Genomic DNA, 25,778 nt, shown 5'->3' on the forward strand with positions numbered 1-25,778 from the left:
TGAAATGAGTATGCCGAGTATTCGTCCATTAACAATAAAAACTAAAGGTGAAACGCTCCCCATCAAATTATTTAGATGGATAACCTCGATCCGCCAATGGGAGTTGCTGGAAAACTGGCATTATGTTTATCAGGGACATGAATATGTTATCCCTAAAGGGTTCGTGTTTGATGGCGCGTCGATCCCAAGGTTGCTGTGGTTCTTGTTATCTCCGACAGGATTATTGTTAATCCCTGGGCTTATCCACGATTATGGTTATCGCTACCAATACTTGTGGGAGGTCGATAAAGACTCACCGACGGGCTATAAAAAGTCGCTAGAAATGCATAATCACAAAGCGTGGGATAAGCTTTTCCATGAGGTCAGTAAAGAAGTCAATGAGATGGCCATCATCAGCGGTTTAGCTTACGTCGCCCTATGGGTATTCGGTGGTTTTGCATGGGAAAGCAATCGAAGGAAAAGTGCGGAAGAGCTTTATCCTTGGGAATAAAACCATGGTGACAATATTATCTGAAACAAAGCACCAGCCATCGGGGAGGGTCAATAATTATGAAAGCACTACTTGGAGTGAATCGTTGGCATTCAGCACTGATGAGTCCGCTAATTATTTTGATAGAAATCATTATCTTAAGTTAGAATCACATCTTGTCATTAAATACGATGCTAAGAGATGGCGTCATGTGGGATGAGAACATAGCTAAAAATTAGTTATTGACGCCATAGTCGTTTGTTAGTTTGTATTTCTCACGGATACATTAAAGACGTTCCACCCCCATTCATCACTTAAACCTATTAAGAGAGCGTCTTCACTGTTAACCCAAACTTGCTCTTTACCCGAAGATTCACAAGCATTGTGCGCACTTGCATAAACAGAAATTAAGCTACTCCCACCAATTGAACGAACAATCAACTCTTTACTATATAGTCCACTACCGCTACAAACTAATGCATGGCCTTTTGTCACATTAGTGGAAATGTAGAATTGAGCCTCATATTGTTTCCAAACATTTTCTCGATTAGAAGTGCTACCTTTATTGGAAAGAAAATCGGTATTAATAATTTTTAAGGTCGCACTGGCGCTTTCACCGAGCTTGTTAAGCTCTATAACTTTTATTTCGAGTTCATCTACTAATTTAGATTTAGTTCGCAGTTCATCCAGCTCTTTTTTCGAATCCTCTAGTAGTGCTTTAGACACTTCCAATTGAACATGCGCATCAGTTAATGCTTGACTAGTATAGGATTGAACTAGCGTTGTTAATACAACACTGATTATCAACGCACTCAGCGCTCCGATCCAGGCATACTTTTTCGTCAAATTTTTCTCTATTTGCTGGGTTATATCTTGAGCCAATTTCCAGCGTTCAAACTCTTCTAAGTTTCTTTCTACATCTTTGCACACAACTTTTCTCCTGCAAACTAAACGCCCGCTTAACTTGCTGCCAACTGCATCACACTCAAACAGACCACCGTATTCACGAAAGCCAAACTGAACTAAAAATGCCACGGGTTGGCAGTCAGGTTGAAGCGTTTGTTAGGCATCTTTTTCAGCTTCCCTTGCTTCTGGGTAACGTGCGCATACCACTCTATAATTTGAGTAAAGCTCCAAAAATGACCGTGAGAAAAATGCACCAATTAAGACAACTACAACAGATACAATCAAAGTCACCCAAGTCACGATTTTTTGCGATGAGTCTATATCACCTTCCAACCGAACTTGATTAGTTTTCATGTTAATAATGTCTGTTTTTATGGAAGATATAGAAGATTTATTAGCCGTTATATCTTCAGATATTGAGCTAAAGGAAGCCTCTTTTCTTAGGATGCTTTGATATTTTGATTCAATTTCTTCTCTAAGCGATTGTACATCTGCGAGCTCAATAGACAATTTAGAGAGTCTTGATTCTAAAGATTTCACCCTTTCTTCTAGAAATTCATTGTCTGAGCGAAGAGTATTCTCTACTTGGTTAATTTGTTCCAATAGAATGTTTGTCTTTTCATCATTTGCGATACATAACGAAGAAAACATGAAGAAAAGTGAGAACAATACAATTTTTATATTTTTCATACCCTTAGCTCCCTATCTCGACCATCGACTCACTTACTAACTGTGGCTTACCGTTACGTTCGACATAAACACGAAAAACATAACGTCCTTTACTCTGACTCCAAACCCTTTTCGAAACCCAGTAAAAGGCCTCTTCTCTGTCTGCTTTTCGTTGATAGTGAAGATACTTCTTATTGGTATTGTAGTTACCCAAATTTTCAGTTCTTCCATCTACTTGGTATTCCCACTCTAAGTAATAGGTTTCTGGAGCTATTTTTCCATCCGGTATAAACCTTAACCACCCCCAAAGTTGAACAAGTTGATTGGGACTAATCATAGAGACAGCCTGAGCTTCTCGGTAATTATCTTTATCAAAGTTAATTACAATTTGACTCTCCACATGATCTTTGGCCAAACTCGTTTCATAAAAAAAAGACAGTACGAGCACAAAAAGTCCTTTATATTTCAATTTCATAGATATCCCTCTACTCATTATGTCTGATAGATGCCTAACGCCCGCTTAAGCTGCAACCAACGCAATGCAGAGCCAAAACAAAACAAAACACCGTAATCACTAAACTTGCTGAAACCGAAAATGCCACGCGTTGGTTGTCGGCTTAAAGCGTTTGTATGGTCTATTCCCCAAAGCGTTTGATCAGAACTTTTACTATGGAGCTTTCTACTTGCTTCAATAAGTTGCTCATAACATTTTGGATTTCATCCTGATCACTAAGTTTACAATGGGCAATTTGCCATTCCTGCGAATTACCTAGTTTGCGATTGTTCCAACTTACTTCCTTCAATCTTTCATACTTGCAGAAAATTGTAAGTTTGGACTTTGAGAAAACGAACGTTATAAACACCTGATACCAAGGTAGGTTTTCTTCAGATGGGGTAAGTGTCACAACCAATGCCGAGCCAGGAGACGGTGCTGTTAATTCAAAACCATCGACAACTTTTCGATATTTAGTTACAGGCCTATATTCGACACGCTTTTCTCTACCAAACATAGCTAAAGAACGAATTGATTGGGGTTCATATTCGACCTTCTCCTTAACTTCGTACTCTTCATCTTTGTATGTAGGCCTTGCGAAATAGTTGTCATCATTTGATGTTAACCAGTTAGCTATACTTTCGGTGTTGTTCAACTTGTCACAGTCAGTTTCCAAGTCAACTTCTATATCGTATAGTTCATTTAATATAACTGACCACTCAAAAGCCTTAACCGTTTCTATTAACTTTGAAAGAGACTGCATACACTTTTCTTCATCACAGTAATCTTTCGCTTTAGCACGAATAGCCTGAATTAACTTTTCATCTTCTGAAAGCTCAGATTTTCCACCTTCTGTTACACCTTCTTCATCTTCCAATTGTATTGAAGATGACGAAGGTAGTAATTCTTCCAACTTTTCACCTAGCAACTCAGATACATTACAAAACACTTCCGTATTATCAGCCTGCTGCACAAACAATGGTGTTTGATATTTCTGAACTGAAACATCATCTGAAATATAGGCCATGATATCTCTATAACGAATATCTTTGCCTTCGAAGTTTTGTAAGGAATGAGCAAAGCTCTTTGTGAATACACTATAATCAGGCAATGCTATTGATGATTGGGTGTTTGACGATGAAAATAGGAAATAAGTTTTATTAAAATTGTTTGTTGACGATTTTTCAAATACAACCTGTAAATCGTTATTTGATTTTATGTACTCTGTACCAGATTGGCACGCGTCAACAATTTTAACAGCTAAGTCAGGATTTAAGGACTTTAACATTGAATCAAACTCACTATTCCTTAAGGACGTTTGCTCGATTTTTGATCCACTAAAATCAGAAAAAAGATATAGAAAGTCATCTCCATAGCGGGTCCCATGACCAGTATAATAGAAAAACACTTCTTCTATATCATCTTCATGATACTTGCGTATAAATGAGGAAAGTGCAGCTTTTGCTTCTGTGCTGTTTGGGCTCTCATTTAACAAAAGGCAGTCGTCATATTTTTGAGTCAAATTAATTATTGATGACATTAACTCTAAATCGCGACTGCACGGTTCTAGACTCGCTTCATTATCGTAATTGGATACGCCAATTAACATTGCCAATTTCTTACCCACAGGTACCTCTTTACTATTTTTATTACCTAGACCTAACGCTTTATAGGCGGACTTTTTCCGTCTTTGCATTCCGTCTATGTTGCTGCCATTTATAATGAAACTCAACTGCTATCAACCTGTTATGTGAATCGACATATAGTTGTTGGGGCGAGTTACGGAAAAATTCCGTATGAGAGAACAAAGCACGGATTAGTTTAACTTGGCCTATTGGTGTACTGCTCAGGTGTTCCGTTTGCAGGTTCTGTGAAGGTTTGGGGCAGATCTGCGTTACGATGATCTACCCGTCAGCACGGAGCTGGACAGAAATGTGTTTACGCCCATGCGCTCATAAAAACTACTCTAGCCCCTGAGACCTGTGTCGTCTTTAAAGTATTTCTACCTTTTATTGCCAGATCAGATACACATTCATATACCCTTTATAGGTCGAAACTTTTATTTAGGGACATCCAGTCTAGGCTAGCCATCATGTGTCCTCTTTTGGCCAAAGTCCTTTCAATATCTCGCCAGTGTTAGGGCCACACTCGAAATGTTTCTGCGTATGCGCAAGCAAGTTTGCTAAATCATGAGCGTTACCGCAGACGTCGTCATACGCACGATAGATCTCTACCATCTGAGCAACCATTGTAGCCATAGCTTCAGAGTCACTGCCAGTCTCGAGCTTAGCAGAGAGCAGTTCGACTTTGGCTTCTAATCGTTTGATTTTTTCGGCCTGCTTTCGGATCAACTTATCCTTATCGGTTTCAATTCTCTGCTGTTTTTGCTGATCCTTCAGAATTTTGATTCTCGCATGCAGTTCAGGATAATGGCGTAAATTGGCTGTAGTAGTTCCTGCACGTTTAGCAACTGCGTTAGGATTTATCTTCACTCCCTCTTGGATCATCCTATCTAGAGCTGCATAAAGTTTCTCCCTCGTGGACTGACTCATACTCCAACCTCCCCAAATGGTTGATTTTTACCAGTTTCAACATGTTCTATAATCATCCTTGCCGCTTTAAGTGTTGCGTGCCATGACTTAGCTTGTAACTGGTAGGGAGCCTGTTGCTCAAGTGTAGCTTGTTCAAAAATACTCAATTTGTTTAATGTGTAGTTTTCCATCGCTTTCCAATGCGGTAGGTGACGCTCACTAACGATGTAGTTACCGCATAAAACACAACCAGTCGGAACAGCCGCATTTTTGATCTTGCAGTCCTCGCCGCCTGTACATAGACCATGTGGCAAGCCCCTAACCCCATTAAGGTGCTTAACTAAGAAAGCAGTGTACTGCTCCACATCTTTGAAATGCAGTGTCTTTTTTATGGTGGATGCAGAATTGTCATCATTAATTATATCAATATTACTAACACTGATTTGAAGTGCTTCAGCAGCCTTAACCCAGCGCTGACCACCACCGCCTGACAGGCGGCGAACTTGAGCCTTAGCCACCAATTCGGTTGCCAATTTCTCGGTGATCTGAGCATCGAATCCCTCAATAACATCCAGAAGTTCTTCTATGGTTTCATATCCCCGGTGTGAATATACCATAGACATCGATGAGGATAGGTGCTTAAATTGATACTTGATATCATCAAGGTCACCAAGTCGGTTAGCGATAATAAACCAAGCGAAGGTGTGTCTAAACTGGTGCGGAGTGATGTTGAACTTGTCGCCTGACCTATATCTAGTGCGACGACTCCTACCCCCCATTCCCTGATAGTTGCAACTCATCATATTAAGTTGTTGAATATCGCGCTCTGACAGTTCAAAGCGGTATTCATTTAAGTTGAACCTACCGTCTTTACCTGGAGAGTTCGACCGTGTATTTAATTTACACTTATCAGTAAAACTTATTGAACGCTGGCTAGGTATTGTGCCAAACAGCTTGTCTTGTTTTATTCCATCCTCTAAGTAGTAGATGAGCTCTTGCGTCATCTCATCCCTATGGTGTTCAAGAAGCATCTGCGCCCGTTTATGTAGGGACTTGTTGAAACGTGACAGTAAGCTAATTGCGCGGTATGTATCTGCATTACTAACCCAGTTTAGGGTCATCCGGCCTGGAGAAGTCTTAAACAGTACTGACCGAATATAGAAACGGTCATCACGAGATTTCGCGGCATTGTTTTTCAATGCCGCCACTTCCTGATTTCGCATGCCCGAGAATGTTAGTACTTGTACATAAACTTCAACCCGGAGCCATTTAAACGTCTCATACAGGCGTTTGAGATCGCCTTTAAAGTCATTATCATAATTGGGATTGGACGACACATAACGGCGAATAATATCGCTTGATTTTTTCGCTAGTTTTTCTGCGAACTTCGGTCTCCCTTCTATTAGTTTATTGATAAGGCGTTCGTTAGCATCCTCCCACTCGGGGAGTAGCCTTTCAGCTTCGTCAATTCGCTCTTTGGACTGTTGGATCACCTTCTTAAGTATCCCAGTAGGGATCACTGGGTGTGAGCTGCTGTAATCCCTAATTTCAATACTTGGGATGGCATCAATAGCTTCATAAAAGGTGGCTGCCGTATCATCGCTGAACAAACCATAACGATGAATAACTGGCAAACTATCCTGAATCGTTTTACGTGATGATGCGGTTCCTTGCAAATCCATACCGTTCTCAGTATTGCTTGCCAATAGAAAGTTATCTAACAAGTTTCTCTGTATAACGGGGTGGACTTGGTCAAACTGCCGAAAAGAAATGTAGTTTCTCTCGCTGAGAAACAGGGCAAGCTTTTTGATTGGCGCAAGCATACTTCGCGTCGTTGACCACCTAAAACCATAGTCACCCTCAATATAACCAATCTTATGATAAAGAAGCGTAAGAGACTTAAGTTCATAGTCAAATAGGCGCAAACCCGTAAACGACATTTGACCGTCTAAGCGTCCCATTCCTTTGAATTCGTTGTCACCAAAGCTGACATTTTTTATCAGATTTAGCTGACCACGCTCTGTGCGCCACAAAACGCACTCATCTAGTCGTTGGTATTGCTCTAAACAAAGTTTCTTCAGCTTCAATTGCCCAGCAGGGTCAATCAGATGCAACTGGTCTATAAGATATGTAATGTCCACATGCTTTCCTTTTTATTGCATGCCACTTGTCGTACTAGCTAACATCCAATCTGAGTGGATACCATGCTCTTCCATGTAGAACTCTGCTGTTTTACGACAGTTAGGATTTATAGCATCCATATCGGCTAATACCTCATCTACTCGCTGCATTAGCAGGCGGGTATACTCTTTTTGTAGCCCCGTGTTCAATGACTCACCAATACTCGCCTCCATGTCAGCAATAACAAAATTACGATATGACAGAAGCCGGTAAGCATGCTCAGCATCCGCGATTCCGCGATAATGTTCACACCACAGGCAGGCATTGAAGTCGGCACAACGTTCGCTATCCTCCATGCCAAGTGCCTTGAATAGCGCATGGTTTGCTTTGTTGTAAGCTTGAGCTTGTACATCATTGCCTAGCGAGGCGCATTTACCATTCGGTACTTGCTGCCAATATTCTTCTGTTTCTGTGATTATTTTAATTTTCTCAATAATGGGCCGACCATGGAAATAATCTCCCATGATTGAAATGGCATTTGATAACGTTTCCTCACTGGCCTTTCCATCGTATCTAAAGTAATGCTTCTTGAATACTTCCCAAGTATGGTTCGACGCTGCCTTGTATTTTCTTACGTCCTTACCTACTTGGCGATAGATGAAATTTAGCCCCCCTTTTCGAATCCTGGTAGGCGTAAATAGGATAGGGCAATTATTCGCCGACAGCAGATCATTAATGCCTTTTTTAAAGCTGCCCTCCGTTAAGCGTTTTGTCCGACCGTTGGAGTGCAGTCCGTCATTGAATATCATCAGCGACGTTTTGAAAGGGTGTGTATCTGACAAGTTAATCCTGATGCTTGCAGATAGGTCCTTCATTATGAATTGAAGGTCTCTGATCACCGACAACACCTCTTTACCAACCTTGATATCATCAGTAAATAACGCGTCGGCTCTGATGTCAGTGTCAAAGCGATTCCATTGGGTGTCGTAGTTAGCACGAGGCTTGAACAGCCGAACAAGGTAAGAGCGCTTACCGGCGAACTCAACCTCGAAGAGGTCCCCCACCTCCAAGTTTAAAACAGGCGTAAGATTCCAGTTAGTTTTCAGAATGATGCGCGCCACTCTCAGCCAAAGTTGATGCAGACGCGGCAGATCGTCTTTCGCCAACAGCAATTCAATGTGAAAAGCCAGTTGTGCTACTTCCTCTAGAATATAATAGTCATCTGTATCTTTCTTATCATTCAACAAGTTGGCGCGACCCGCATCAATTGGGAAAGAGTCTACCCAAGTAAAACCATGCATCGCAGAAAACTCTTTGAGTACCCTTTGACTAGTGTGAGCAGTCTCTGAACTGATATCGCCCGACTTGAAACGTTGCTGTATTCGCTCCAAGCATTTCTTCATGATCCTATGATGATGAAGCGAGAGTGCTCGCACCCCCTTTTTTGCTAAGCTATTTTTTTCCCTCGTCGTGAACAACCCATCACAGAATTCAAAGATGGGTTTCAAAACTCGGAAGAAGCTATATACCGATACATTAGCTCGAGCGTCATGTGCCATAGAGCCTAGCATTCTATCTTTAGCCTTAACTATATCGCAGCTAAGAGCCGGATAATTCTCATGTATATACTGGATCGAGTAATAGCGAAAATCATGAGGATCACCTTCATGGGGAAACTCAAGAAAATACGGATAATAGCGCTCCACTTTAATTCTATGACCTACCAGAAATGACAGCAGCCCCGTAAGGGCGATATAAGAGTTCTGTAAACTGGTTCCAGCCATTGTCGGCTTAATGGACAATTTTTTCTCAATGTTGGTATTTTTCTTTTTTAACGATTGTGACATTTCATATAACCATCGAAGTAACTTACCTTCATTTTCCAAGAACGCTAAGGCTCCCTTGTCATAAATCAGTCGACGGTCGTCAGTGTCAAGCTGGTCTTGAAGTTGATTGATCCATCGACCTACGCTGGGAAAGTTGCTCACAAACTCTTTCGGCGATTTTCCAATTAAAGCATCCTCATGACTTTCAGCTACCTTTAATAAATATTCTTGGGCTTGCTGAACCATTTTAGGAGAAATTAAATAGACCGCCTGCAGGTTTCTCTTAATACCATCGTACTCAATAGGGAAGGATTTCACTGTGGCCGGAATGGCTTTTTCGTTGGGGCCTAGAATGCTCGGGTCACACTCTCGCAACAACACCAATAACGCAAGTTTGTCCTGTCTTGTAAGGCAGGCGTTAAGTGCCTGGAGACAATTTTCACCATCCGAGGCGATGTATCTGAGGCCTTCTGCCTGTAACCCCTCCTTGATTTGGTTGTCTTGAGCGGCAGCAACCAACCCAGAGACTGCTGGTTGAGTTTTTAGTATGGCCCGTTCAGGCATTGCGCTTGCTGCTACATAGCGCATGATTAAAGCTTGGCACTCTAATATCAGCTCAGTGGAAATTTGGTAAAGTGCCGCTAGTGTGTAAGTGTGTGCCTTGTTCTGATCTGGTAATCTAATAGAACTTGGAGATATCAGGTCTGGAGGATTATTCTTGAACGACCTCAACAAATATAAAATAGCTTTTGATAACTCTGAAACACCCTTATTCCCCTTAACTCCCTCCTTGTGTATAAAGACCACTTCAGCGCATTTCTCAATCTTCATCCAATAGTCACGATCTGACAATAACACTTGGAACCCCTGTAGCAGAAGAGGGGCTGCATCATCACCCAGTTTAGTTACTAAATTAGATAGATTTTCCGCGAACACCTTTAAATATTTGATTGTAACTTGGTATGTCCATCCACTTTCACGCCCGAGAGATCGCTGCACAACCAGGTATGCGTCATTTGCGATCTTTATGGACACCGCGTTTATCACATCAAGCTGCTGTTTGCAGATAGGACTACACTGTGGAAACATCGGTATGTTGACGTCAATGTTAGACGTGTTTTTTTGCATTGGCGTCCTCATATAACCAGTTCTTTTGTTTCTTCGCAAAGCAATGCCTGTAATGGTTGGTAAATTTCAGTCACCCAAGGCGAAGCAACATTACTGAACGAGCAATCCGTTTTAGCGAAATCAATGTAACGTTGTGAAGTCTCAAAGTTAGAGTGTCCTAGTTCGCGAGTTAACGTGACCTTGATAAATTGATCCGAGTACCCGGCTTCAAGCATATAACTGGCTAGGTATGTAGCAAACGTCGCTCTAAGATCATGGAACGAACGCTTTAGGACAGGCCGCCCTTTCTCTTTTTCCTCAGCTCGAACAATGGAAATCATGTTGCTGACACTACGTTTTGTTGTTCGACAACCCATATTGTTGATGAACAAAGGCAGTTTGCTATCAAGCCCTTGTTTTATCTCGTATTTCATACGGCGGCTTGCGTATTCATCGCTATTAACGAAAGCCCAAAGTTTCCCCATCAACTCTCGGGACAGGGTGAAACGGCGTTCCTTATTTCCTTTTGATGACAGGATGGTAATCTTAAACTGTTTGTTCGAAGCGACGTCAGGGTTCTGAAGGTCTTCGTAGTTTAGTTGAACTATATCCATTGTCCTAAGACCACAGCGGTAACCCAATTCGGTCCAAAGTGCGTAGTTATCTTTTTTTAGCGTATCGCTACTGATCAGCGAATTAAGCTCATCAAGCGAGTAAGGTTGCAGCCCATCTTCTGGCGATGATTGTTTCTGTATGATCTTTCTCGGGAGCGCCAAGCTGGTTGTGAACACGGGAATTCCACCTTTGGGGGTGGGCCCATTACCCATACTAAACAGCAAGCTAGCCAAGTTAGACCCGCAGTTACTGGCCTTATAGCCACGCTTTCGGATAGTTTTGGTTATATGCTTGAAGGGAATTGATTTGATTCTATGGTTTTTCCATGCCCATTCATAAAATGTTTTAACTATCTGAATACGGTTACTCGCATAGTGGTAGGAAAGTTGACCTGACTCTACATGGTTCATTAAGTCTTCACGAAATCGCCATACGGGCAACAACTCTAAACTTGACACACGATCATTCAAGGGTTCGGACAGAGACTCAGCCCAGTCAACATCGTTGTCGATGAGCCAGCGCAGGAACACTGTCAGATGCTTTGCTGAAACCTCTACCGTGGCAATGTCGACGCGAGAAGGTCGGGCTGAGGCTCTGGTGGTTTCTGATTCAGCCAAATGACTACGACCTTTTGTATTGTTCCTCTTAATGGAATACTGACCGATATATCGATGAATTAAGAAAAGGTTCATCTCCAACACATCTGACACCCGATACGGTGAAACAAGCATCGGGAACTTATCCACGAACTCATCCCTTGCATACCTCACTGTCCGCAATTTGATATCGGGAGCAATTGTGGTCATCTGGTATTCACCATGGTCATCCACAACGAACTCTGGGTGGCTTCCAACATTGACCCGAGTTGGTATAACTTTGACCAACGCTTGTAACTCTGCGTCTTTATTGACTGTCATCGGTTTCTCCAGCTGTTGGTTGTTCCATGGTCAAAAATAATATGTTAACGCCGCCTATTTAAACGGTTTGGATATGGTAATACTTTTTAATAATAGTAATAAATGAAGGTTTATCCTAATTAGTTACGTGAAGGTAGGCGGCAGTGATGTTATCAACGGCACTATGTCGGCAGGTGACTTAGCCGCGTTTGTGTTCTACGCAATCATGGTTGCTTCGTCATTAGGTACGATTTCAGAAGTTATGGGCGAACTGCAACGCGCGGCAGGTGCGACCGAGCGCTTAATCGAGATCCTACAAGTTGAAAGCCATATTGTTGCGCCAGTTGCGAACCCAACCTCGCTTGCTAACGTAACGCCAGAAGTAGCATTTGATGATGTGACCTTCTGTTACCCATCAAGACCGGACCAACCCGCAACAAGCAACCTCACGCTCACTGCCCATGAAGGCAAAGTGTTAGCATTGGTTGGCCCGTCTGGCGCAGGTAAAACCACCCTGTTCGAACTGCTGCAACGTTTCTACGACCCACAAGTGGGTAAAGTGACGTTAGGCGGCGTTGAACTCAATCAGTTTGATCCGAACGAGCTGAGAAAGCAGATGGCATTGGTGCCGCAGCAACCTGCTCTGTTCAGTAACGATGTGTTCCATAACATTCGCTACGGCAACCCGCAGGCAACAGACGAGCAAGTGATCGAAGCGGCGAAGAAAGCGCACGCACACGAGTTCATTCAAAACCTACCTGATGGCTACAACAGCTTTCTTGGTGAACGTGGTGTAAGGCTTTCTGGTGGGCAGAGACAACGTATTGCTATCGCACGTGCCATCTTGAAAGATCCAAATATTCTATTGTTGGATGAAGCAACCAGCGCACTAGACAGTGAAAGTGAGCATCACGTACAACAAGCGTTAGAAGAGTTAATGCGTGGCAGAACAACGATTATTATCGCCCATCGATTATCAACAATTAAACACGCCGACCAGATTGCAGTGCTCGATAAAGGACAGCTAGTAGACATCGGCGACCACCAGTCTCTCATCAATAGCTGCGAATTGTACCAACGCTTAGTTGAGCTGCAATTCAAACACCTTAGTGCCTAACTATTGAGTGGATGTGCAACTAAGTCACTGACATTGTGTGGTTTCAAGCTTCAAAAACTTAAATCACGCGTGTTGCAGTTTTGTTAATTTAGCGGTAGGGTTTTTATTCCAATAACAACTTATCCCTACATAACAATAAGAGAGTTCGCATGGAAGCACTATTATCTGACTACCCGGTAGTAACAGAAATCCCTGTCGCTTGGGGAGAAATGGACGCACTCAATCACGTTAACAACGCTGTATATTTTCGCTATTTCGAAACCGCTCGCTTAGATTTTTTCAAGCACGTTGAGTTGATGGAAGAGATGGCGATTACCAAAGTTGGCCCTGTTCTTGGTGACACTTACTGTAAGTATTTCCGCCCAGTCACGTATCCAGATACCTTGATGGTTGGCTCACGTGTTACCGATATTCAAGATGATCGGTTCACAATGGAATACGCGATTGTCAGTAAGGCTCAACAGAAACTGACGACCGTTGGCACTGCGACTATCGTGATGTTTGATTTTGCTTCGAACCAGAAAGCCCTGCTCTCGCTGCGCTTAACCAATGAAATCGAAAAGATGAACACGTTGAAAAGCCCATGCTTCAAACAAGAAGCCGTGACAGAATAACGTATTCGTTGGTTGAGAAAGATTCAGAAAGTTTCAGACATTAAAAAGGCCACTCGATTGAGTGGCCTTTTGTTTATTGGTTCAGAGTGCTTATAAGCGGTTGAGCGTTATAAACCTTGAACGCTCTTTGCGTTAGAAGCTATAAGCCTTACAGCCCATAGACATTGAACCCTATAAACCTTGTACGCTATAGACCTTGCACGTACTGAGCATTAGTTCGAACTTCAACCATCTGCTCTAGGTTCTGTTGTGAACCTTCAACGCCGTTCAGTAGCGCTTCGAAATGCTTGATAAGCTCAACTTTGTCTTTCACTTCTTTAGAACCTGCACCGATGTTGGTTAGGTCAATGAAGAACTCGTCGAACAGACCAGAGAAGTCAGTTACTGCGTCGTGGTTCAAGAACTGCTCGTGGTTGTAAATGCTTGGGTAGCCACCCTTCTGTTTATCAACCGCAAAAGAGATGCCTTTCACGTTGGTAATCGTGGTCGCTTTCTCACACTTCAACATACAACCTGCTTCGATGCTTGGCTTGTTACAACCCACGGTTCTTTGGAAGAAACACTGACGGCTGGTCATCATCAAGATTGGGTGGTAAATGCTGTAGAACAGTTTGAAGTTCTCTGGGCGACGAATATGACGAATCTGACCTTTGTTGATCTCGTTCGAAATGAATGCGCCTGCACAGTTCAGCTCTTCTTTCAGAGTAACCAGTGCGTGAGAGTTGGTCGTGTTCATGAACGGGCCTGCAACCCACTCAATACCCATCTCGTAAGCTTTGTAAGCAATACCCGTGTTGTTGGTTACGATGCGAGCTGGCTTGATCTCTTCAAGAATACGAACCGCTTCGTCGTAATCTTTACCGATCAATACCGCTGGGAACCAAGGAATCAAACGTGGGTTTGCTGCCAAGATGTCGATGTACTTGTTACAACGCTTCTTGAAGCTTTCTGGAAGTTTGAAGTAAACATCCGCGTCAGTCACGTCATACAGGTGTAAGTCTTCTACATCGGCGATAAGCATCGACATAGTCGGCTTCTCGTTCACTTTAGGGTGCTGAGGCAGTGCTGGCACTTCAACGTGCTTAATCACTTCCACAGAGCCGTTCAGAATGAAGTCGATCTCGTCTTTTAGGTCTGAAACTTCTTTTAGAGGAATCAACAAGCCTGCATCCACTTCACTGAAGTCGTGGCTTTCTAGCGTGTGAACTGCACTCTTCACGTTTTTGAAGCGCTTCTCAAGTAGCTCTTGAGTAATCGCCTTCTCTTCAACCGCTTTCAATAGCGATTTAGATTGAAGAGTAAAGTTCTCTTTTGGCGTGTTCACAGTCACCGTAAATGGTTGACCCACTTTTGCGCTGAACGACAGTGCTACTGGTGTCTTGCGAATATCAAGGAACTCGATCTTGTCACGCATTTCGTTACCAAGAACGTCTTTCGCTTGGTGAAGTTCGTTGGTCACTTCTTGAATCTGTACAACTGAGATTTCGTTGTTCTGCTCCGTCGCTTTTTCAACAGCGTAGTTCATGCTGTTGTCGCGCGGGTTATCGATGAACATGTCTTTCGTTAGGTTGCCCTTTAGGAAAGAGTTGGTGAAATCACGGTTGAATACTTTGTGTAGGTTCGAATCGTCTTCGATCAACAAACCACTTTCTACAAAGCTATCAATCTGTTTACGCCATGTGTCTACCACAGTGTAAACGTAGTGTGCGCCTTTAATACGGCCTTCTACTTTCAATGAGTCGACTTTCGCATCAACCAATTCAGGTAGGTCGTAGTAAGCTGAGTTATCTTTCAGGTTAAGTGGGAACTTGTTGCCCGCGTTGGTGATTTCGTACTCATCACGACACGCTTGGCTACAACGACCACGGTTACCTGAGTTACCCACACTTACTGAGCTTGAGTAACATTGACCAGAGAATGCGATACACAGAGCGCCGTGTACGAACACTTCGGTTAATACGTCGTGATCGTGTGCCACTTCCGTCAGCATCTTGATTTCAGGCAGGTTCAACTCACGAGACAAGTTAACGCGCGTCGCGCCAATCTTAGACAAGAACTTAATCTGACCTTCGTTGTGCGTAGTTAACTGAGTCGACGCGTGAACGTCTAACGATGGGAAATGCTTCTTAACCAGGTTGAATAAACCCAAGTCTTGAACAATGATGCCGTCCACTTTGGTGTTCACAAGCTGGTTCAGCAGTTTGGTGATGCTCTTAGTCTCGTGCTCCAGTAGCACAACGTTAAGAGTCAGGAACACTTCACAGCCGTATTCATGAGCAAGGCGAATCACACCATTCAATTCGTCTAACGACAGGTTAGAGGCTCTGTTACGAGCGTTGAATGTGTCTAAACCACAATAAACTGCATTAGCACCCGCTACGATGGCGGCTTTTATCGCTTCTACATCGCCACCTGGGGCTAATAACTCAATTTTTCTGCTCATTTTTGAAGTCGCTCACTTACTTATAATTTTTAAGCCGCGTATTCTACCCACATCACGATCTCTTTACCACCGTACAACACTTTTCAAACTAAATGACCTCAATAATGCCGAACGAATCCGATCTACCTATCCTTTATTCTTTACGTCGTTGCCCTTATGCAATGCGCGGACGAATGGGCATCGCACTATCACAGCAAAAAGTGTTACTTCGAGAAATTGTTACCAAAGACAAGCCTAGCGAACTATTGGCCAGTTCGCCAAAAGGAACAGTGCCTGTATTGGTGTTACCCAATGGACAAGTCATTGAACAGAGCTTGGATGTGATGAACTGGTCACTTCAACAAAACGATCCTCAAGATCTTCTGCGTTCAAGCAATCCAACGCTTAGCGAACAAGTTCAGCAGCTCATTAAAACCAACGATGAAGAATTTATTGGTCACTTAGAAAGGTATCGTGCATCGGTTCGTTACCGAAACATCGATGTTGAACAACGCCGACAAGCCTGCGAAACCTTCATTAAGCAGTTAGAAGTGCGACTTACCGATCAGCCCTACTTTTTTGGAGAAAGCCCAAGCTTGGCCGATTTTGCGGTGATGCCTTTCGTCAGTCAGTTTGTGCGAGTCGAAAAGAAGTGGTTTGTGAAATCGGAATATCAAAACGTAGGACGTTGGTTAAGAGCGCACCTTGAAAGTAAGCTCTACACCCAAGTCATGAAGCAATACCCTTTGTGGAATGAAACCAAGCAAGATTGTCTTTTTGGATAACTTAAGAGAATTTTGGGTGACTTAAGGGTATCTAGGGTGATCTAGGGGAATTCTGGAATAGATAATTCCTAGGTATTAAAGTAGTTACGTGACACTGTATCTTCTTTGTAAAGAACAGATATTCAAAGGCTTAACTGGGATTCCGTTGTCTCTTTACCGGTAACTACTGTCTCTTAACTGGCAAACACAGTCTAAGCTAAGCCTTTTGTTCATTTTAACCTGATCACTGAATCGCTATCGAAATCTCGACTTCAGTTTCACCTTTGTATAGTTCAAAATCTGTCGTGTAAGTTCTCACATGTGGGCAGTCAGCAGCGCTGAAATACGCCCACACTTCACCCCATAGGTCGATCACAGCTTGAGGGAGTTCACCTTCAGCAGAAAACGTTAAGTATTTGCCTGCTTGTATTTCGGTTTCTACAAGCGCATCTAAATTGTTATCGGTGAGTGCGCTAGTACAAGCGATAACATCAAATTCACCCGTAAAGTCTGACTCGTAGTTGGTGTAGACACCGTACACTTTTGAATCCGGCGTTAATTTTGGAAACGCTTGGTCAAAAAAGCCCTGCCACAATTGCCCTATCTTGGCTTTGGCTGGGTCCATCTCATCGGTATTAGTGGTTCTTACTGAAAAACCATACGCCTTTACGGCTTCAATCGTTTCTACTTTCATTCGTTCTATTCCTAAGCCAATTGACGATCTAACTGTATTGAATCCAATGTTTTATAAGATAACGATGCTAATCTTGTATCTCTTTATGGCCACACTTTTCACAGACAAGGTGACGAGAAAACTCATCCATTGACGCGATAAACGGGCCAAGGAACCAACCTTTTATCATGCCTGCCCAAAACTCGCTTCGCTTTTGGTTAGGTTTGTCTGCAAACGCACTCGTCTTTCTGACCAACACAACAACATGTTGTGTGTCTTCTCTGCATGCGGTGCAATAGCATTGTTCTATGGTGTTATTCATTTGAAAGCCTATGACGTTTTGAATGAAATCTGCTGAAAATGAGGGTTGTCGACACAAACTTCTAGTGTGGAAAGGTCTGTGAGTACGACAAGTTGTTCTAAACCTTGAATACTGACCTTAATGCACTCTTCACGGCTATCATTGCGTTGAGTATCTAATCCGACACATTCAATCTGCTCGCCAGATTTCAGCGTTAATTTGATTGGGTATCGGTGCATACACACAATCTCAATATAATCGTAATCGTTGCAACTAATCATAATACCCTTCCAATTCATCCACCACGCTAATGCGACATGCCATACTATTCAATATCTTTACAATCAATAAGTTACTCGTATCACAATCGCATTGCCATAATCAGATTATTGAGTAATTTGTTAAATTTAATCTCGTTCTCACCATTCACATTTCATCTGTGAACGACAATTTAAGGCTTCAAGAATCCTTTCCAATAATGGTACAAACCACCAATGTCTGAAGAACACATTAGCGACATTGCGCCTTTGATTTGTTCTTCGCTCCATTCCCACCATTTCATTTCTAGCAACTGAGCGATTTCAGTCTCATTGAAACGATAACGGATATGGCGTGCTGGGTTTGAACCGACAATCGAGTATGGCGCGACATCTTTAGTCACAACCGCTCGACTTGCGATGATGGCTCCGTCACCAACCTTAACACCACTCATGATCATGGCTTCTGTACCAATCCACACATCGTTACCAATCACGGTATCACCAGAGCGTTCAAAGCCGTCTATCGCACCTTCAAACTTCTCATCGTCTTGATAGAAAAACGGGAAGGTACTCACCCACTGGTTTTGGTGGCCTTGGTTGCCCGCCATCATAAACACGGCGCCAGAACCAATCGAGCAGTAGCTGCCAATGATCAGCTTATCGATGTCGGTTCTATCCGGTAATAGGTAACGCGCACAGTCATCAAAGCTGTGGTTATGGTAGTAACCCGAGTAATAGCTGTGCTCGCCCACGATGATGTTTGGGTTGGTCACTTGTTCTTTGAGTGACTTTCCAACAAACGGGCTTTCAAAATAGTTTTTCATGGTTGTACTCTTAGTTTCGTTCTTTTAGTTAGGTACTTTTGTTGCGTGTTGATGGTTGTAACTTGTTTATATTAGTGTAAAGGCAAACGTGCCCTATCGACCGCCTGCAATATCAATAAACGAGCCGGTGACATACGAAGCTTCGTCTGACAATAACCATGCGATAGAGTTAGCGACTTCTTCTGGTGTGCCACCTCGTTGTAACGGTAACTGCGAAGCTAGTCTGTCTACGCGATCTGGCTCTCCGCCGTCTGCATGCATCTCAGTATAAATACAACCTGGCCTTACGCCATTCACTCGGATATTGCGTGAAGCTAATTCAAGCGATAAGCCTTTGGTGAGTGAATCCATCGCACCTTTCGATGCTGCGTAATCCACATACTCAAACGGTGCGCCAGTACGAGAAGCGGCAGACGATACATTCACAATCGAACCCGCGCCATCGGCTTGTTTGATAAAGGCTTTACTGCACAGAAAGCAGCTTGATACGTTGGATTTCATCACCTTTTCAAAGCGATCCAATTCAATATCAACCAACGGTGACTGGGTAAACAAGATCCCGGCATTATTGACCAAGTGCGTCACTGGACCTAGCTTATTACGAGCAATCTCAAATAAAGATTTCACGTCCGATTCAACAGACACATCCGCACGCACACTAATCGCGGTTCCGCCTTGTTCGCGAATCTCATTCACTAGATCTTCAGCTCGCGACTCATTGTGTATGAAGTTAACGCATACAGCATAGCCTTGACTGGCCAACAATTTAGACGTCGCTGCGCCAATACCTCGGCTTCCGCCGGTTACAACCACTACCTTGCTCAATGAAACCTCCTAATGTTTACTTATTCTGTGCAACCTGATTATTCGATACGACCTAGTTGTTCGTGACAAACTGATCGTATCGATACAAACTAATTGTTCGATACGATCTGAACCCACTGCGATCGCCATGCCGGCGCTTCGAATGGTTCTGGCCAAAACTCAGTTTGCTTTTGAATTAAACCATCAACAACCGTGTGAAAGGTGATCACTCGGCCTTTCAACACACTGTCAGTGACCGAAACGTCCGTGACTACCGTATCACCTTCACAGACAATCGAATTGAGCGTGAATTCCCAAACACCATTGGCTGGGTATTCAGTATTGATTGCAGTGAAGTTGTCGCGCCCTAACGTCAATTCAGACGACTGCGGCCAATAGCCTTCAAAATCTGCGGTTAACCATTCAACTGCCTTTGCAAAATCATTACTGCGCATTGCATCCCAAAATCCCAATACCACTTGTTTTGGTGTCATTATTCTTCCTTAAAGTTATTTACGTGTGGTGATTTTTAAATGTCTGCTTCGTTATGCGTACTTGCTAATGATCGTTAAAAGATCATCGACACTGTTAGCAATGTAATCGGGCTTGGTTTGCCAATTTTCAGGTTTCGATCGGCTATAACCTGCTGCAACGGCAATCACTTTTGCGTTTTTACCCAGCGCGGCTTCAATATTGCGAGCAAACTGTGTGTCCGCTTCATGGTCACCGATGTACATCAAACAAAGCTCGTTAGTCGGATCGGCGCCAAATATGTTCTCGACACATTTCACACCACCAAATGGATGGGGTTTTTGGTTACCGTTCGAGACATCGTCATAGCCCACGACCGATTTAAACAAATCACCAATGCCATAACTGTCGAGCACACCACGAATATTCAATTGAGAGTTTTGAGAGCAGATCCCATGTGGAAGATGAGCAAACTGATTAACCACGGTTTCCATTCCTTCAAACAAGGCAACGGCTGTTTGGTTTTTCTCTTGATGCTCTGCCCACATTCCACCAGCGGTCAACATTTCATCGTGTGATAAACCGTAATAATCGACATATAAGGCTTGCCAGTTTTTAGCCCCGTGGTTGGCTTCATGATAAAGCGCTTCGCTGAGCAAATATTTAGGTAAGTTATCACCTGACAAGTGTGGCGCGACTAAAGAGATAATGTCTTTTGTGATTGCGATATTCTTTGGAACGGAATTGACTATGGTTCCATCGTAATCCCACAGGATGGCATCTAACTTCATACACTATCTCTTTGTTTCGATTAATAATTTGAATTTATCATTCATAAGCCTATTTAGGGCAATTTTATTGTCTTGAATTTCGAAATTTGTCGAATAGAAGCAAAGCTAGAGAACAAACCGTTACTAGCAAACAAAAACCAAACAGTGTTTGCTCACATCACTGCTTTATCAATTGCAATATATGCGTATAATCCCCGCTCCATTGCGCTATCGCCGTTAAAAATAGCGCCATTCAACATTTTTAATGAGTACCCAATGTCGAAACTATTTTTCAAAGGCCGTATCGAAACAAGACAGAACCACGTTCTTGCTGGCTACAACGTAAACCGCGATGTGAAAGCGGGTACTGAAGAATCTCCAATCGCAGTAATGGTTCAAACTGAAGCGCGCAAAGCAGAAGTTGAAGCACTAGCCGCTGAAAATACTATCTTCGTTACTGTTACAGTCGACGCAGACAAAGAAGAGAACACCATCGAGCTTGATACTCTACTGAACAAGCCGAAAACGATGACGTTTGAAAAGACCCCTAACCGTAACGATCCGTGTTCTTGCGGCAGCGGTAAAAAATACAAGAAGTGTTGTGCATAAGGCTTCTCACTCAAACTGCCAATAGCACGATGAGTTAAGTAATATCTAACGGGAAGATCATTGAGGTCTTCCCGTTTTTATTTGCCTAAGCCAAACTCACAAACTCAGTCGAGGTTGTCTGGTGTATTCAGATATGTTCCACATTGGGTACATTTGTAATCACCTGTCGCGCCCGAACCTATAACACCAAAAGATAGAAACTCCGATAAAATTCGTTGGAGTAAGCTCGGTTCTTTATCTTCAGCTTGTGGTGCCTTTTGCACTTGGCTACTGAACATCGTGTACCTATGCAGTGTAAGTTCCTTACAGTTACAGCAGAACGCTCTCGTCTTCTCACTTCCATACATAATATCTATAGCCTTAATTCAAAGCACAAATTCAACACATGGCAAATATGCCACATGTTGAGTTAAATCTATATATTTTCATGAAGTTATGAGCAAATTAAAGCGTTTCAAAGAAAGGTAAGCTCTCGACTGTTAAGTGACGTGTTGATGAACAAAGTTATTCAATTCAGTCACGCTTCTGATGATGTAAACCTCTTTCTCTTTAGCGCGCAATTCTAACTGCGCTTTAAAGTCGTCATTCCAAAATTTAGGACACAGTTTTAGTGTCTTATAACTTTGTATCGTGCCTTTTATAACTGAACTTCCATCAGGCCAGCCTTCAGGTTTAACGAATAGACCTTTGAGCATTCGCTTGGTTACAAACCAGTAGCTAATTGAATAAGGAAGGTCGATATAAACCAAGGTATCAGCTGCATCTAAACGTGTGTTGAACGAGCCTAGAGGGCCAAAACCATCGATGATCCAGCTTTCTGACTTAAGTATGCTCTCATGAGCCTGCTCGAATACTTCACGTTCAACAAACTCTCCGTTGGCCTTATAAACAATAGAATCTAACTGGTGAAGCTCTATGCCTGTAGCTAGTGCTAACGCCTTGCTGATTGTGGATTTTCCACTCCCAGGCTTGCCAAAAACCGCGATCTTTTTCATATGACTTCCTCTATTCAGATAAAACCCATAAGACAGCGACAAAAAACCCACCTTACGGGTGGGTTCGATAAACAAAGCGCATCAACAATCCCACCATTCCTATGGAATGATGATAATTCGTTGGTTAGATGGCGCTAAATTCAGTTTCATAAAACTACTTTTATATATTGTTGCTTAGTTGTCAACACAATGACTAATAAGCGATATCATCGTCATATCGCACCCATTAATAGTCTTAATGAGTGCTTATTGATCTTGGTTATTTTGCTTTCTTTTTCGCCACTGTCGCTTCTGATAGCTTGCTTAGTACACCCGATACTTTCTTAACGACCTCGTCACAGCCATTGATCGCGTGACGCTCTACCAAGTAATTAGGATCGTTGTAAGACAACCATACTTTCTTATTAGAATCCTCAGTGACTAACACCTTCTGCGGTAAATCTATCGCGACTTCTTGAGCACATTGCATTAATGGTGTCCCTACTTTCGGGTTACCAAAGATGATGACTTCCGTTGGTCTCAATTCAAGATCGACCTTACTCGCGTTTTTCTGATGGTCGATTCTCGCAAACAAGGTCAAACCTTTGCTCTTGGCGATTTCTTCAAAGCGGTCAGCGGTCTCTTTCACTGAATAATTACTTTGGTATTTAATCAAACCATCAGAAGCCGCAGCTGAAAATGATGCCGAGAGTAAAATGGCGCATAGTGGTAGTAATTTTTTCATCGTCACCTCTGAGATTTAACCTAATCAAACTTACATTCATAGCGCCACTTCCAAATTCAGCGACGTAACCCATGTCAGTATAGACGCGATTCCATTCTCAGTTTGCAGAGAGGATCACTTTTCTAATGCGTCTTATTATCATCAGTTTACCTAGGGTTTATTCACATCGTTAACTCATGGAGTAACTTAAAACAAGAGAGCTAATACATATAGCCAAGCCAATCAATATCCCCTAAAGGCCATTGTTTTCCGTTCAATGGCTTTACATATAGGTCATCAATTTCTTCAACAGCGACGCCATAACTAAGGTGCTCATGAAGTCTTAACCAAGAGTTAGTACTAGTAATTTGGATATACCCTTGTGAGGAATAGAAATCATGAAGATCTGATATCAAAATAATGAAATCGACATCCCTATTCTTTGCATACTCATCCAATTCACACAGCATAGATTTACCAACACTTTGCCCTCGGACATTCTCAGCAACACAAAAATCAATAACACCTAATACTTTGTAAGCACTGTCACCAACACTGACCATACGGTAATCAAGACCAAGGTAGCCGACCAGTCGTTCTTCACGGTATTGCAGAGCTCGCATATGAGGGAGTTGTTTATAATAAGAACGCTCTACCTGATGATCGGGGAAAGAGCTATTTCTCAGAGCGGTAATGGCTTGATGTTGCTTTTTGGACACTTCGATTTCGGATATGATTTCCATACAGTCCCTTGTAATTTCTGACTCATATTTATTATTGTCATGAGATTTACATCAAATGTTCATACCCAATCAGTGCCACGACTTAGTCCCACATTTCTCACATTGGTATTCGTAATCACTGTCTACATAAAAACCGGGAACATTATGGTCACCTCTAAACAATAACGTCACCAGGTACTCCATCAACACGCCTAACTTCCATTGTTTCTTTTCAGATTCAGCGTCCGCTTTAGATTCAGCATCGGAAGCGCTAACAGCAAGGTGCGGGGTAAGTGCGTCGCACTGCTCACAGTGATAAGGGTGTTTAATATACTTATTATCAAGCATTTATATAAGCCAACTGATATTTATAAATTTGATACATACTAACAACTTATCACTCGGTTCTCGAACTTATTGTTGTCCACTAGAGTTTTATTAGAAAGAAATGAGACACAAGGTAAGTGCCATGCATCTTGAATCAGTTACCATCGAGATCTCCCTCATTGAAAAGCTAAAGCTATTCTTACGCTAAGGATGAAATTAACTTTTACTTTAATAGCCCTTTTTCCGCAGCACCTTCAAGTTGCACTTCTAGCTCTTTCCATAAGGCACGACTGCCTTTAGAAATACGCTCGCCATTGAAGGTCAGTACTTTGTCTTTGGATATGTTGTGCTTCTTCCAGCTGTGACCACCACCATGGATGTTATGAAGCAAAGGCGGCACTCTATCGATCGCCTTACAAAATCTAGCTTCTGGTGACTCACCGGCTTCGAACTCAAGCCATAAATCCAAATACTCGCTTGTTGAATGGCTCGGCAATGATTTCAGCAACCGCTCGACGCAGTTTCTCTCTTTGAGCTTGTTTTCTTCGGTTTCACTGGCATAAATGATGGTGTCTCCGGCATCGATTTCCCCAAGATCATGAATCAGCAGCATCTTCATTACTCGCGTAATATCGATTTCTTCATTGGCATAGTCTTTCAACATGAGTGCGCTCAAACAGACGTGCCAACTGTGCTCAGCGGAGTTTTCATATCGATCCAATCCAACCGGTTTTGTCTGTCGATGAACATCCTTTAATTGTTCAATCTCGACCATGAATTGCAGAATGCCTTTGATTTCTTCCACGATGAGCTTCCTTAACTTAAGTTGATGATTTATCGGAGCTGAGAGTTAACTTAGCGACAAAGAAGCGTTACTCCCAATGAACCGACATTTTGTAATACGCAACACCCGATTTTTCAAATTCAGAGCCTTCTACAGCCATCCCAAACTTTTGATAAAAACCTAAAGCCGTTGTGCGCGCATCGCACCAAAAATATTGGATGTTTGATTCTTTGAGGTTAGAGATGGCATGATCAATCACGTTTGAACCGATTCCCTGCCCTTGGAATTCAGGCAGCGTGGCAAACTTTCTCAGCCTCGCTTCATTGCCTTGGATATAGATAGACGCGACACAAACCAACTGCTCACCAACAAACGCGCCGTAATGCGTTGCTTGTTCGTCATCTGGCACCATACAAAATGACATCGGTTTATCAGGCCAAAGCACTTGATGCCTAACCGGAAGTACCTCCGTCGCTGAAAGCTGTTTTATTTCCATATTATCTCCAATGTTCAGAAACCTACGTAAGTATGCAAGCTTGAAATGAAGCAAATCCTTTTCAACATTAATTTACTATTGAGTAGTCTTGGCATACATTTCACAAACGACTTCGACGTTTAGAAAATTACTTGTGCGCCAAAAAGGCTGGCGTTCAAAACCTCGAGTTGCATTTCTATGTTTGTAGCCATCCGGATTGCGACCAAAATAAGATGTTAACCTTGCCGTCATATCATTTTCGAGCGAAATTCCGCTAATCGAAATATCGTAACCGCCCTGACATGGAGATACCCATACCCTCCCATTAGCCCCACTCAAACTAATATTCTTTGTTGTTATTTGTTGCTGATGTAGAACCAAAGAAACTGGCAAACGTTTATTTAAATCAGACACTATTCTATTCATTAGGGCATAAAGAACTTCAACTTGATTCATTCGGGACCTCTAGTAACGACTAAACATTGAAACAGAATTGGATGACGCTACCAT

General features: G+C 42.6%; 28 protein-coding genes and 1 pseudogene. 5 read left to right on the top strand and 24 right to left on the bottom strand.

The window, feature by feature from the left end; all coding sequences use genetic code 11:
• Window positions 1-4: 4 nt before the first annotated feature.
• Window positions 5-490 carry a DUF1353 domain-containing protein gene (locus AB6E51_RS14015; protein WP_372050138.1) on the top strand — a complete coding sequence of 162 codons (486 nt, stop codon included), beginning with the start codon at window positions 5-7 and terminating at the stop codon, window positions 488-490.
• 240 nt (window positions 491-730) lie between these two features.
• Here the strand turns inward: AB6E51_RS14015 and AB6E51_RS14020 are convergent, their stop codons facing one another.
• The 8 genes from AB6E51_RS14020 to AB6E51_RS14055 form a co-directional block, all read right to left on the bottom strand.
• On the bottom strand, window positions 731-1,504 hold the full coding sequence (locus tag AB6E51_RS14020) for a hypothetical protein (protein WP_372050139.1): 774 nt from the start codon (window positions 1,502-1,504) through the stop codon (window positions 731-733).
• A gap of 27 nt (window positions 1,505-1,531) precedes the next feature.
• Window positions 1,532-2,065 carry a hypothetical protein gene (locus AB6E51_RS14025; protein ID WP_372050140.1) on the bottom strand — a complete coding sequence of 178 codons (534 nt, stop codon included), beginning with the start codon at window positions 2,063-2,065 and terminating at the stop codon, window positions 1,532-1,534.
• 4 nt (window positions 2,066-2,069) lie between these two features.
• On the bottom strand, window positions 2,070-2,519 hold the full coding sequence (locus tag AB6E51_RS14030; protein ID WP_372050141.1) for a hypothetical protein: 450 nt from the start codon (window positions 2,517-2,519) through the stop codon (window positions 2,070-2,072).
• A 160-nt stretch (window positions 2,520-2,679) separates the two neighbouring features.
• On the bottom strand, window positions 2,680-4,164 hold the full coding sequence (locus tag AB6E51_RS14035) for a caspase domain-containing protein (RefSeq protein ID WP_372050142.1): 1,485 nt from the start codon (window positions 4,162-4,164) through the stop codon (window positions 2,680-2,682).
• Between the two features lie 463 nt (window positions 4,165-4,627).
• The gene (locus AB6E51_RS14040; RefSeq protein ID WP_372050143.1) at window positions 4,628-5,089 is read right to left on the bottom strand and encodes a transposase; all 462 of its coding nucleotides are present in this window, start codon (window positions 5,087-5,089) and stop codon (window positions 4,628-4,630) included.
• Window positions 5,086-7,209, bottom strand: a complete 2,124-nt coding sequence (locus tag AB6E51_RS14045; protein ID WP_372050144.1) for a hypothetical protein — start codon at window positions 7,207-7,209, stop codon at window positions 5,086-5,088. The genes AB6E51_RS14040 and AB6E51_RS14045 overlap by 4 nt, the downstream gene beginning before the upstream one ends.
• A 12-nt stretch (window positions 7,210-7,221) precedes the next feature.
• On the bottom strand, window positions 7,222-10,143 hold the full coding sequence (locus tag AB6E51_RS14050; RefSeq protein ID WP_372050145.1) for a hypothetical protein: 2,922 nt from the start codon (window positions 10,141-10,143) through the stop codon (window positions 7,222-7,224).
• Window positions 10,144-10,151: 8 nt separating this feature from the next.
• Complete coding sequence (locus AB6E51_RS14055; protein WP_372050146.1) at window positions 10,152-11,654, bottom strand: tyrosine-type recombinase/integrase; 1,503 nt, start codon at window positions 11,652-11,654, stop codon at window positions 10,152-10,154.
• Between the two features lie 133 nt (window positions 11,655-11,787).
• On the opposite strand from AB6E51_RS14055, the pseudogene AB6E51_RS14060 reads away from it, so the two are divergent.
• Together AB6E51_RS14060 and AB6E51_RS14065 are read left to right on the top strand one after the other, a co-directional pair.
• Window positions 11,788-12,750: pseudogene (locus AB6E51_RS14060) on the top strand (ATP-binding cassette domain-containing protein); the annotation flags it as partial.
• A 149-nt stretch (window positions 12,751-12,899) separates the two neighbouring features.
• Entirely contained in the window at window positions 12,900-13,364 is a 465-nt protein-coding gene (locus AB6E51_RS14065; protein WP_017061819.1) for a thioesterase family protein, read from the top strand.
• 187 nt (window positions 13,365-13,551) lie between these two features.
• Here the strand turns inward: AB6E51_RS14065 and AB6E51_RS14070 are convergent, their stop codons facing one another.
• Complete coding sequence (locus tag AB6E51_RS14070; protein ID WP_102333308.1) at window positions 13,552-15,807, bottom strand: peptidase U32 family protein; 2,256 nt, start codon at window positions 15,805-15,807, stop codon at window positions 13,552-13,554.
• 173 nt (window positions 15,808-15,980) lie between these two features.
• Between AB6E51_RS14070 and AB6E51_RS14075 the strand changes: the two genes are divergently transcribed.
• Window positions 15,981-16,571 (top strand): glutathione S-transferase, encoded by a 591-nt coding sequence (locus AB6E51_RS14075; protein ID WP_017061817.1) that lies wholly within the window; start codon window positions 15,981-15,983, stop codon window positions 16,569-16,571.
• Window positions 16,572-16,794: 223 nt separating this feature from the next.
• Here the strand turns inward: AB6E51_RS14075 and AB6E51_RS14080 are convergent, their stop codons facing one another.
• The 7 genes from AB6E51_RS14080 to AB6E51_RS14110 form a co-directional block, all read right to left on the bottom strand.
• Window positions 16,795-17,244 (bottom strand): GyrI-like domain-containing protein, encoded by a 450-nt coding sequence (locus AB6E51_RS14080; RefSeq protein WP_372058385.1) that lies wholly within the window; start codon window positions 17,242-17,244, stop codon window positions 16,795-16,797.
• Window positions 17,245-17,311: 67 nt separating this feature from the next.
• Window positions 17,312-17,545, bottom strand: a complete 234-nt coding sequence (locus AB6E51_RS14085) for a hypothetical protein (RefSeq protein WP_004733848.1) — start codon at window positions 17,543-17,545, stop codon at window positions 17,312-17,314.
• Between the two features lie 8 nt (window positions 17,546-17,553).
• Entirely contained in the window at window positions 17,554-17,805 is a 252-nt protein-coding gene (locus tag AB6E51_RS14090; RefSeq protein WP_137001806.1) for a Rho-binding antiterminator, read from the bottom strand.
• A gap of 170 nt (window positions 17,806-17,975) precedes the next feature.
• Complete coding sequence (gene catB, locus AB6E51_RS14095) at window positions 17,976-18,608, bottom strand: type B chloramphenicol O-acetyltransferase (protein ID WP_017063920.1); 633 nt, start codon at window positions 18,606-18,608, stop codon at window positions 17,976-17,978.
• A gap of 93 nt (window positions 18,609-18,701) precedes the next feature.
• Window positions 18,702-19,433, bottom strand: coding sequence for a glucose 1-dehydrogenase (locus AB6E51_RS14100; RefSeq protein WP_017066537.1), 732 nt, complete (start codon window positions 19,431-19,433; stop codon window positions 18,702-18,704).
• Window positions 19,434-19,522: 89 nt separating this feature from the next.
• A complete protein-coding gene (locus AB6E51_RS14105) occupies window positions 19,523-19,906 on the bottom strand; it encodes a nuclear transport factor 2 family protein (RefSeq protein WP_372058387.1) in 384 nt (127 codons plus the stop codon).
• Window positions 19,907-19,957: 51 nt separating this feature from the next.
• The gene (locus AB6E51_RS14110; RefSeq protein ID WP_372058388.1) at window positions 19,958-20,674 is read right to left on the bottom strand and encodes an HAD family hydrolase; all 717 of its coding nucleotides are present in this window, start codon (window positions 20,672-20,674) and stop codon (window positions 19,958-19,960) included.
• Between the two features lie 255 nt (window positions 20,675-20,929).
• On the opposite strand from AB6E51_RS14110, the gene AB6E51_RS14115 reads away from it, so the two are divergent.
• Window positions 20,930-21,262, top strand: coding sequence for a PBPRA1643 family SWIM/SEC-C metal-binding motif protein (locus AB6E51_RS14115; protein WP_017068336.1), 333 nt, complete (start codon window positions 20,930-20,932; stop codon window positions 21,260-21,262).
• Between the two features lie 104 nt (window positions 21,263-21,366).
• Here AB6E51_RS14115 and AB6E51_RS14120 read toward each other — a convergent pair whose 3' ends face one another.
• The 8 genes from AB6E51_RS14120 to AB6E51_RS14155 all read right to left on the bottom strand — a co-directional run bounded on the left by AB6E51_RS14120 (window position 21,367) and on the right by AB6E51_RS14155 (window position 25,724).
• Window positions 21,367-21,609 carry a hypothetical protein gene (locus AB6E51_RS14120; protein WP_372058389.1) on the bottom strand — a complete coding sequence of 81 codons (243 nt, stop codon included), beginning with the start codon at window positions 21,607-21,609 and terminating at the stop codon, window positions 21,367-21,369.
• A gap of 132 nt (window positions 21,610-21,741) precedes the next feature.
• Window positions 21,742-22,257, bottom strand: a complete 516-nt coding sequence (locus tag AB6E51_RS14125; RefSeq protein WP_065583646.1) for an adenylate kinase — start codon at window positions 22,255-22,257, stop codon at window positions 21,742-21,744.
• A gap of 259 nt (window positions 22,258-22,516) precedes the next feature.
• Window positions 22,517-22,981, bottom strand: a complete 465-nt coding sequence (locus tag AB6E51_RS14130; RefSeq protein WP_017066540.1) for a DUF302 domain-containing protein — start codon at window positions 22,979-22,981, stop codon at window positions 22,517-22,519.
• 200 nt (window positions 22,982-23,181) lie between these two features.
• A complete protein-coding gene (locus AB6E51_RS14135; protein WP_136974254.1) occupies window positions 23,182-23,703 on the bottom strand; it encodes a GNAT family N-acetyltransferase in 522 nt (173 codons plus the stop codon).
• 69 nt (window positions 23,704-23,772) lie between these two features.
• Window positions 23,773-24,030 carry a hypothetical protein gene (locus tag AB6E51_RS14140; RefSeq protein ID WP_017066541.1) on the bottom strand — a complete coding sequence of 86 codons (258 nt, stop codon included), beginning with the start codon at window positions 24,028-24,030 and terminating at the stop codon, window positions 23,773-23,775.
• 202 nt (window positions 24,031-24,232) lie between these two features.
• Window positions 24,233-24,814: an HD domain-containing protein gene (locus AB6E51_RS14145; protein ID WP_017063928.1), complete on the bottom strand. Its 582-nt coding sequence runs from the start codon at window positions 24,812-24,814 to the stop codon at window positions 24,233-24,235.
• Between the two features lie 67 nt (window positions 24,815-24,881).
• Window positions 24,882-25,289 carry a GNAT family N-acetyltransferase gene (locus tag AB6E51_RS14150; RefSeq protein WP_102333302.1) on the bottom strand — a complete coding sequence of 136 codons (408 nt, stop codon included), beginning with the start codon at window positions 25,287-25,289 and terminating at the stop codon, window positions 24,882-24,884.
• Between the two features lie 75 nt (window positions 25,290-25,364).
• The gene (locus tag AB6E51_RS14155) at window positions 25,365-25,724 is read right to left on the bottom strand and encodes a histidine kinase (protein WP_372058390.1); all 360 of its coding nucleotides are present in this window, start codon (window positions 25,722-25,724) and stop codon (window positions 25,365-25,367) included.
• Window positions 25,725-25,778 lie beyond the last annotated feature (54 nt).

Source organism: Vibrio sp. 10N.247.311.47, from assembly GCF_041467535.1.
GTDB lineage: Bacteria > Pseudomonadota > Gammaproteobacteria > Enterobacterales > Vibrionaceae > Vibrio > Vibrio crassostreae_C.

Coding starts and splice junctions, on each gene's coding strand:
- AB6E51_RS14015 (WP_372050138.1), top strand. CDS start 5: ATGAGTATGCCGAGTATTCGTCCATTAACAATAAAAACTAAAGGTGAA.
- AB6E51_RS14025 (WP_372050140.1), bottom strand. CDS start 2,065: ATGAAAAATATAAAAATTGTATTGTTCTCACTTTTCTTCATGTTTTCT.
- AB6E51_RS14030 (WP_372050141.1), bottom strand. CDS start 2,519: ATGAAATTGAAATATAAAGGACTTTTTGTGCTCGTACTGTCTTTTTTT.
- AB6E51_RS14040 (WP_372050143.1), bottom strand. CDS start 5,089: ATGAGTCAGTCCACGAGGGAGAAACTTTATGCAGCTCTAGATAGGATG.
- AB6E51_RS14050 (WP_372050145.1), bottom strand. CDS start 10,143: ATGCAAAAAAACACGTCTAACATTGACGTCAACATACCGATGTTTCCA.
- AB6E51_RS14055 (WP_372050146.1), bottom strand. CDS start 11,654: ATGACAGTCAATAAAGACGCAGAGTTACAAGCGTTGGTCAAAGTTATA.
- AB6E51_RS14065 (WP_017061819.1), top strand. CDS start 12,900: ATGGAAGCACTATTATCTGACTACCCGGTAGTAACAGAAATCCCTGTC.
- AB6E51_RS14070 (WP_102333308.1), bottom strand. CDS start 15,807: ATGAGCAGAAAAATTGAGTTATTAGCCCCAGGTGGCGATGTAGAAGCG.
- AB6E51_RS14075 (WP_017061817.1), top strand. CDS start 15,981: ATGGGCATCGCACTATCACAGCAAAAAGTGTTACTTCGAGAAATTGTT.
- AB6E51_RS14080 (WP_372058385.1), bottom strand. CDS start 17,244: ATGAAAGTAGAAACGATTGAAGCCGTAAAGGCGTATGGTTTTTCAGTA.
- AB6E51_RS14085 (WP_004733848.1), bottom strand. CDS start 17,545: ATGAATAACACCATAGAACAATGCTATTGCACCGCATGCAGAGAAGAC.
- AB6E51_RS14090 (WP_137001806.1), bottom strand. CDS start 17,805: ATGATTAGTTGCAACGATTACGATTATATTGAGATTGTGTGTATGCAC.
- catB (WP_017063920.1), bottom strand. CDS start 18,608: ATGAAAAACTATTTTGAAAGCCCGTTTGTTGGAAAGTCACTCAAAGAA.
- AB6E51_RS14105 (WP_372058387.1), bottom strand. CDS start 19,906: ATGACACCAAAACAAGTGGTATTGGGATTTTGGGATGCAATGCGCAGT.
- AB6E51_RS14110 (WP_372058388.1), bottom strand. CDS start 20,674: ATGAAGTTAGATGCCATCCTGTGGGATTACGATGGAACCATAGTCAAT.
- AB6E51_RS14115 (WP_017068336.1), top strand. CDS start 20,930: ATGTCGAAACTATTTTTCAAAGGCCGTATCGAAACAAGACAGAACCAC.
- AB6E51_RS14120 (WP_372058389.1), bottom strand. CDS start 21,609: ATGTATGGAAGTGAGAAGACGAGAGCGTTCTGCTGTAACTGTAAGGAA.
- AB6E51_RS14125 (WP_065583646.1), bottom strand. CDS start 22,257: ATGAAAAAGATCGCGGTTTTTGGCAAGCCTGGGAGTGGAAAATCCACA.
- AB6E51_RS14130 (WP_017066540.1), bottom strand. CDS start 22,981: ATGAAAAAATTACTACCACTATGCGCCATTTTACTCTCGGCATCATTT.
- AB6E51_RS14135 (WP_136974254.1), bottom strand. CDS start 23,703: ATGGAAATCATATCCGAAATCGAAGTGTCCAAAAAGCAACATCAAGCC.
- AB6E51_RS14140 (WP_017066541.1), bottom strand. CDS start 24,030: ATGCTTGATAATAAGTATATTAAACACCCTTATCACTGTGAGCAGTGC.
- AB6E51_RS14150 (WP_102333302.1), bottom strand. CDS start 25,289: ATGGAAATAAAACAGCTTTCAGCGACGGAGGTACTTCCGGTTAGGCAT.
- AB6E51_RS14155 (WP_372058390.1), bottom strand. CDS start 25,724: ATGAATCAAGTTGAAGTTCTTTATGCCCTAATGAATAGAATAGTGTCT.